The sequence below is a fragment of the Vibrio sp. T20 genome (assembly GCF_007858795.1).
In the GTDB taxonomy this organism is placed as follows: Bacteria; Pseudomonadota; Gammaproteobacteria; order Enterobacterales; family Vibrionaceae; genus Vibrio; species Vibrio satsumensis.
This window is the reverse complement of record NZ_VFEB01000131.1, coordinates 1-250: the sequence shown is the minus strand read 5'-3', so window position 1 is coordinate 250 and position 250 is coordinate 1. Positions and strand designations below refer to the sequence as shown.

Sequence of the window (250 nt, the reverse complement as noted above, 5' to 3'; positions counted from 1 at the left end):
TCAAACGCACTAAGTGACTTTGATGAGCTCTACTCTGTTCTTGACCAAGCGTTGTATCAAGCAAAGAGTAATGGTCGAAACTGTATCATTGATGCTTATAGCGAACCGATTGATCTCCCTGAAGCTATTTATACTCCGTCTGTTTACGAACCAACTCAACCATAATGCTTTCACGGTCAGCTAAGTAGTCGTTAAGGCCAACTTTACGCAGTTCACACGCAGGACAATCGCCACAGCCATCACCGATAAT

The 250-nt window shown here is 43.6% G+C and carries 1 pseudogene; it reads right to left on the bottom strand.

Annotated elements, in window-relative coordinates:
* Nucleotides 1–124: 124 nt before the first annotated feature.
* Nucleotides 125–250 (bottom strand): annotated as a pseudogene (locus FTW16_RS15455) (7-cyano-7-deazaguanine synthase QueC); the annotation flags it as partial.